Origin of the sequence: Aquiflexum sp. (genome assembly GCF_041749095.1) — a bacterium.
In the GTDB taxonomy this organism is placed as follows: domain Bacteria; phylum Bacteroidota; class Bacteroidia; order Cytophagales; family Cyclobacteriaceae; genus Aquiflexum.
Map to the genome: position 1 here is coordinate 22,234 of NZ_JBGTCA010000572.1, position 6,505 is coordinate 28,738.

4 protein-coding genes are annotated in these 6,505 nt (G+C 39.4%); 2 read left to right on the plus strand and 2 right to left on the minus strand.

The genetic code is table 11. The features are described 5' to 3' along the window. Positions 1-1,623, minus strand: a complete 1,623-nt coding sequence (locus tag ACEW8O_RS25540) for a tetratricopeptide repeat protein (protein ID WP_373497461.1) — start codon at positions 1,621-1,623, stop codon at positions 1-3. A gap of 431 nt (positions 1,624-2,054) precedes the next feature. On the opposite strand from ACEW8O_RS25540, the gene ACEW8O_RS25545 reads away from it, so the two are divergent. After that, positions 2,055-3,173: a Gfo/Idh/MocA family protein gene (locus ACEW8O_RS25545; RefSeq protein WP_373497462.1), complete on the plus strand. Its 1,119-nt coding sequence runs from the start codon at positions 2,055-2,057 to the stop codon at positions 3,171-3,173. Positions 3,174-3,460: 287 nt separating this feature from the next. Here ACEW8O_RS25545 and ACEW8O_RS25550 read toward each other — a convergent pair whose 3' ends face one another. After that, complete coding sequence (locus ACEW8O_RS25550) at positions 3,461-4,492, minus strand: alpha/beta hydrolase (protein ID WP_373497463.1); 1,032 nt, start codon at positions 4,490-4,492, stop codon at positions 3,461-3,463. A 131-nt stretch (positions 4,493-4,623) separates the two neighbouring features. Between ACEW8O_RS25550 and ACEW8O_RS25555 the strand changes: the two genes are divergently transcribed. Continuing rightward, positions 4,624-6,276 carry a M28 family metallopeptidase gene (locus ACEW8O_RS25555; protein WP_373497464.1) on the plus strand — a complete coding sequence of 551 codons (1,653 nt, stop codon included), beginning with the start codon at positions 4,624-4,626 and terminating at the stop codon, positions 6,274-6,276. Positions 6,277-6,505: the final 229 nt, after the last annotated feature.

Consider the following 6,505-nt stretch of genomic DNA (forward strand, 5'->3'; position numbering starts at 1 on the left):
TTAAAGGGTGAATTTTAGGGTTGCGTTGGCATTATGACCATCAAAGAAAATTGTCCTCAGGTAAATGTATTCCAAGCTAAAGCTGGTCTTTTTGCTGATATTCCAGTTGATCCGGCTACGTAAATCCAAGGGATAATACCTTGTTGGTACAAATACTTTGAACAAGTCATCAGCCCCTATCTGATCTTCGCCGGTAATTGGAGGGAGGACGGGGTTGTTCGGGTTTCCAAATGGTGAACCGGGTATGGGACCGGATCCATTTGCTTGATCCTGATCGACACCATAAAAAATAAAGTTTGGATTATCAATAATGGCATAAACTCCAATATTGTTGTTGAAACTCATATTGAATTTCGGGCTCAGTTTTATATCGATTTTAGCCAGTGCGGAATTTCTGAATTCATTTTGAGGGGTAAAGTAGGGATTAAAGATACCGGGAAAAACGGTTCCGATTTCAGTTTGACTGCTCAGCCCTGTGATAGGTTCCACTAATTCAAACCTGTTTTCTTTGGATTCTGCCATCATGAAAGCATAGCCAATATCCAGTCTGATTGATATTTGATTTAGAATCGGAAAAAGTAACCAGACACTGCTTGTTCTCACATAATTGTCATCCGAAAAATTATCCTGCCTAAAACTCAACTTACCTGTCCAACTTTCACTTATTTCTCTGCCGAATGAGGCTGAATAGCTTAAAGGAAGCACCTCTGTATCCAAACTCGCCAACGTAAAGAGATAAAAACCACGTTCTGCGCCCGCACTCAAATATAGGTCATAGAAGGTTTTTTGACGGATAGTTACACCGCCCAGAGGGCTGATTGTTGTGGCCCAAGAGGCCCTGAAAAGTCCCGCATTCAATAAGATTTCTGTCCCGGATTTGATGATGTGGGTTTTGTTGGAAAGTTGAAAATATGAAGTCTGCTGATCAGGAGAATAAAACCTCGCCTCTGCCAGTAAAGATGGTTGCAGAAAAGCCGATTGATATGAATTGAACTTCAGTGATGATATAATACCCTGTAATGGTTGGGAATCTGTGATATAAGCAGTATTGAGCGCAATGGATGGTGAGGTCATCAGATCAATTTCCTCTTTTAGAGCGAGGGCATCGGGATTATCCGGGTAGATATCCAATATTTTATTTAGATAGGCTTTGGCTTTGCTTGGGGATTGACCCTCCCAATATGCCATTTTGGCAAGCAAAAGATTGGATTCTGGATCTTCCGGATAGCGATCAAGATATATATTGAGAAGTTGCCTGGATTTAGTATATGATCCGTTCTCAAAAAGAATTCTGGCATAATCACGTTTGATTTCCAAAGATTCAGGAAGTCGCTGTATGGCTTTTTCGAGGTAGGCTATAGTTCTTTCCAAATCCTTCGACCAATAGAGGCCTTGTGCTTTGAGGCGGATGATATTTTCATCATCCTGATGGCTTTTTTCCATTTTTTCAAGTAATGCGATTCCTTCGGCATACCTGGCTCCATAAATTCTCTCTTTTGCGATATCCAGCGAGTCAAAAAATGACAGTTGCTGGCCTATTGACAGGTTAGTAAATAAAAGATTGGTAAATGCAACTAAAAATGAGAATTGTAATATTTTTACAATTCTTACTGAAAACGTCATAAATGTTCTCTCAATTCTAATAGAATCAATAGAATATTCTTTGGAAAACGATGTCATTTTGTTTGAAAAGGGTGATTTTCAGTTCAAAGATGAAATAAATATTGTTTAAATATTCATTTATGTCATAATATAAATTTTAATCCTGTTTCGTTTAACAAGCCACTTGGCTGCTGTAATACATAGTTGTAAAACGTTTGATTTTCTGGTAGATACCTGTAGTTACTAAGGATTTTTGGCTTACAGATAGGTACCCGATTAATCAAATTATTTTAGCATTGCTTTTAGATTTTGTCTTCAGGTTAAAAAACTTTGGGCAGGGATTAAAGTATCTATTTGCCTATCGTGGCATTTAATTTTGTTTCATAGTTTATTTTGGCTTAATTTTCTTTTTATCATTTATATACGCTCGAACCTAAAATATTTTAAGAATTATGAAATCAAGAAGAGACTTTATACAAAAACTTACCCTTGGTGCGGGGATTCTCCCATTGGCATTTAGTTTCACTCCTTATAAAAAGCATCAGTACATTTCTGATGTGCAGGATGGGCCTGTGTTGAAAGTGGCCATCATGGGCTTGGGCAGCTATGGCAACAGGGTAGCAGAGGCGATGAAAGACAGTAAGCGGGCGAAAGTCACAGGAGTCATCAGCGGCACACCTTCCAAAATCAAAGAATGGCAATCCAAGTATAATATCCCTGATAAAAACTGTTACAATTACAAAAACTTTGATGCCATCAAAAATAATCCTGATATAGATGCTGTCTATATTATTACTCCCAATGCCCTGCACCATAGCCAATGTCTGAGAGTGGCTGCTGCCGGTAAACATGTCATCTGCGAAAAACCCATGTCCATCAATGCCAAAGAAGGTCAGGAAATGGTAGATGCCTGTAAAAAAGCCGGGGTTCATTTATTGATCGGATATAGGATGCATTTTGAGGCCAATACCTTGGAAGTAATCAGATTGAGGAATGAGGGAGAATTTGGTACGGTTAAATTTTTTCAGGGGCTTGCGGGATTTAAAATCGGTGACCCGAACCAATGGAGACTCAATAAGGAATTGGCAGGTGGAGGCGCCATGATGGATATCGGTATTTATGCCATCAACGGTTCTAGGTATATGGTAGGAGAGGAACCAATTTGGGTTACTGCCCAGGAAGTGAAAACCGACCCAGTTAAATTCAAAGAAGGAGTGGATGAGACGATTACTTTTCAATTGGGATTTCCAAGTGGCGTCGTAGCTTCCTGTCTTTCAACTTATGCTTTCAGCTATTTGGATAAGTTTTTCTTGGTCGGCGATAAAGGTTTTGCTGAGATGCAGCCATCTACGGGATATGGGCCTATAAAAAGTTGGACACATAAGGGACGATTGGATTTGCCACATGTGACGCATCAGACAGTTCAAATGGATCAGATGGCAGCCATTATTTTTGATGGAAAAAAGCCAAAAGTACCGGTTGATGGAGAAGAGGGATTGAAAGACATGAAAATCATAGATGCTATATTTGAAGCTGTTAAAACCGGAGATAAAGTTGCTTTGAAACTTTAAGATTTTTTATTGGAACCACAAAAGAGACAAAATGAAACAAAAGAATTTGAGAACATTCATTTTCCCAAGGTGCTTTGTTTTTGGTTGAATAATCCCAAGTAAACTTGCTGAAATGGGTTAGAATTAATTGAACCACAAAAGTTACAAAAGTCAACAAAAGGTTTTGGATTCGTATCGATAAATTATCAATTTATTGACCAAATGAAAAACGGATTTCTATGGAAGAAATCACTTTATTTTTTCTTTTGTTACCTTTTGTTTCTTTTGTGGTTCAAAATGTTTTCCCTTTACTCTTCAATTTCGGCTAATTCTACTTTCTTGAACTTCCTAACACCTGCCACATTTTCTAAAAATCTGATGGTTTCTATGGCAACGCTTTGCCAGTCCTGGGAAGTGATGGTGGAAGCAATGACATGGTCACCAGTTTCAGGAAATGCCTTTTTGACTTTGAGTTTATCAGGTGTACTTACCTGGTCAAACATTTCCAGCATTTTGGGAACAGAAACCACAAAGTCCTGTTCCTCTTCACTCTTGTAATAGTATGCTAAAAAAAGCGGTATTTTTATTTTATCGAAAGTCTCATTGTTCATCTTGCTTCTCAGCAACACACCCAAACTTCTGTAACCGTTGAGGTGATATTCTCTGGACCAATATTTGGCTTTTTCACCCTCTCTGTTATTGATGATAACACCATTTTCATATTGGAATTTCTCGGCCAAATAAGACAGCCATGGTTTGAAAAATATATCCAATCCATCACCATATTCCCTGATTGCAGGAGAATAGAGCACCAATGCTTTCATATCAGGTCGCTCTGAGGCCAGAACTAAAGACAAGGCGCCTCCCATAGAGGTCCCGATGACAATCACTGAATCTCCTAGACTTGTACCGACCATATAGGCTTCCCTCACTTCATCCACAAGTCGCTGTGCGTCCAAATGTTTGAATCCATCTGTTCTGGAAATGCCATGTTCAGGCAGTCTTACCAAATAAAGATTGGCCCCGAAATGAGAGGCGATTTGCTTATGGACCGGATGACCTTCTTTTTCACTTGCACCAAAACCATGGATATAAATGACCGAAAATGGAGTTTTGCTTTTATTGAGACTATCAGCCCAAATTATTTTGGCTTCATTGTCAGGTTTTAATCCTATGACTGTATCGGTTTTGAAATTTATAAATTCTGTCAGCTCATTTAACCTTGTAGGTACTTCAGGATATTCTCCTACCAGATTCTCTACCTTGGCTCTTGGACCCAACATAAATACCACTGCTAGAATAATTGCTATCGCCATGATAACTTTCAATATTGTCTTCATTATCTATAGGATTAGATTACTAAGGTAAAACTTTATGCCAAAAAAAAATCAAGCATAAAGATCCAATTTCCAAATCCTGTACTGATTGATAAGTAATATCCTTATCTTCGACTAAACCATAATCTTTAAATATGAATTTCAAAAAGTTTAAAACAATCTTATCAATTGCTCTTTTGGGCATATCAACTATTGCCTTTCAACAATCAGATACGGCACCTTATCAATTTCAGATTTCTGACTTAGAGAATCATATCATAACCCTGTCATCTGATGCCTTCATGGGAAGGATGCCATTTACGGAAGGGGAGGAAATTACCATCAAATACTTAGAAAATGAATTCAAATCAATTGGTTTGGAGCCGGGAAATGGGGAAAGCTTTTTTCAGGAAGTGCCTATGGTATCCATTACTACGAAGCCTTCCAATGAGGTATCCATAAAATCCGGCTCCAAGGAACTGAAATTAGAAGGGTTGAAAGATTATGTCTTGTGGACACAGAGAACGGAGGAAAATCAAAATTTCGAGGATATTGAAATCGTCTTTGCCGGATTTGGAATTGTAGCACCGGAATATGGCTGGAACGATTACAAAAACATTGATGTCAAGAATAAGATTGTCATGGTTTTGGTCAATGACCCTGGCTTTGGTACGGAGGATGCGGCACTATTTAAAGGAAACACCATGACCTATTACGGACGTTGGACCTATAAATTTGAAGAAGCTGCGCGACAAGGTGCTTTGGGAACACTGATTGTCCACAATACCATTCCTGCCGGTTATGGCTTTAACGTGATTCAGAATAATTGGAATGCTCCTAAACTTTATTTGGATACCCGGGGCAAAGAAATTTACAAGCCAAAATTTGAGGGTTGGATTACTCTTCCTATAGCCAACCAAATGTTTGAAATGGCCGGATTAAATGAAAGAGAAATGCTTGCGCAGGCAAGAAGGTCTGATTTCCAGGCCATACCAATGAACCTGAAGGCAAGTTCCTCCATGGTGGTAGAAGCTACCTATGATATTTCGAAGAATGTCATTGCCAAAATCACCGGCAGCAATAGGCCTGATGATTACATCATTTATACTGCCCATTGGGATCATCTTGGAATAGGTAAGCCTGATGAATTTGGAGATAGCATTTATAACGGAGCATTGGACAATGCCAGTGGCACGGCAGGCCTTTTGGCCCTGGCCAAAGCTTTTAAAACCGATAAACAACCGGAAAGGACTGTCATATTTCTTTCTGTAACTGCAGAAGAGCAGGGCTTATGGGGTTCTGCTTTTTACGCTGAAAATCCGGTTTATCCTGTAGAAAAGACTGTTGCCAATATCAATATGGACGGTATCAATCCTTATGGAAAGATGAAAGATGTGTCCTTGATAGGCATTGGCCAATCTGATTTGGAGGATTTGATGAACGTGGAATTGGCCAAGGTGAACAGGTATAGTGCCCCCGAACCTACACCTTCTGCGGGCTACTATTTCAGGTCGGACCATTTCAATTTTGCGAAAGTTGGAATTCCTGCACTTTACATTGGAACAGGCATTGATCATGTAGAAAACGGGAAGGAGTATGGCAAAGAATTGCAGGATGATTATACGGCTAAGTATTACCATAAACCTTCAGATTCATACGATCCTCAAAGATGGAATCTTGAGGGTGCAGTAGATGATGTTCAGCTACTGTATCATGTTGGGAGAAGGCTTTCCGATAGTGTTTCATGGCCCCAATGGAAAGATGGTTCGGAGTTTAAGGGGATCAGGGATTCTTACATGAAGAAATAATTGTCATATTTTTCAGTGACAGTGTTCAGTGGGTAGTTTCAGGAGGCAGTGATCAGTGTTCAGTAGGCAGTGGGCAGTAGGCAGTAGGCAGTTGACGATGCCTGAAATTCACTGACCATTTTTGGTAACTGTGCACTTTGTATATTGCATAGATTACATCTGGATTCTGAAGCTTTTGTTTGGCTTTAAAATGATGGGGCTCGATGCCCCACCATTTTAATTGCGTCGA

What these genes read in the sequence shown, in the direction of transcription:
- ACEW8O_RS25555 (WP_373497464.1), top strand. Translation starts at nt 4,624, where the DNA reads ATGAATTTCAAAAAGTTTAAAACAATCTTATCAATTGCTCTTTTGGGC.
- ACEW8O_RS25550 (WP_373497463.1), bottom strand. Translation starts at nt 4,492, where the DNA reads ATGAAGACAATATTGAAAGTTATCATGGCGATAGCAATTATTCTAGCA.
- ACEW8O_RS25545 (WP_373497462.1), top strand. Translation starts at nt 2,055, where the DNA reads ATGAAATCAAGAAGAGACTTTATACAAAAACTTACCCTTGGTGCGGGG.
- ACEW8O_RS25540 (WP_373497461.1), bottom strand. Translation starts at nt 1,623, where the DNA reads ATGACGTTTTCAGTAAGAATTGTAAAAATATTACAATTCTCATTTTTA.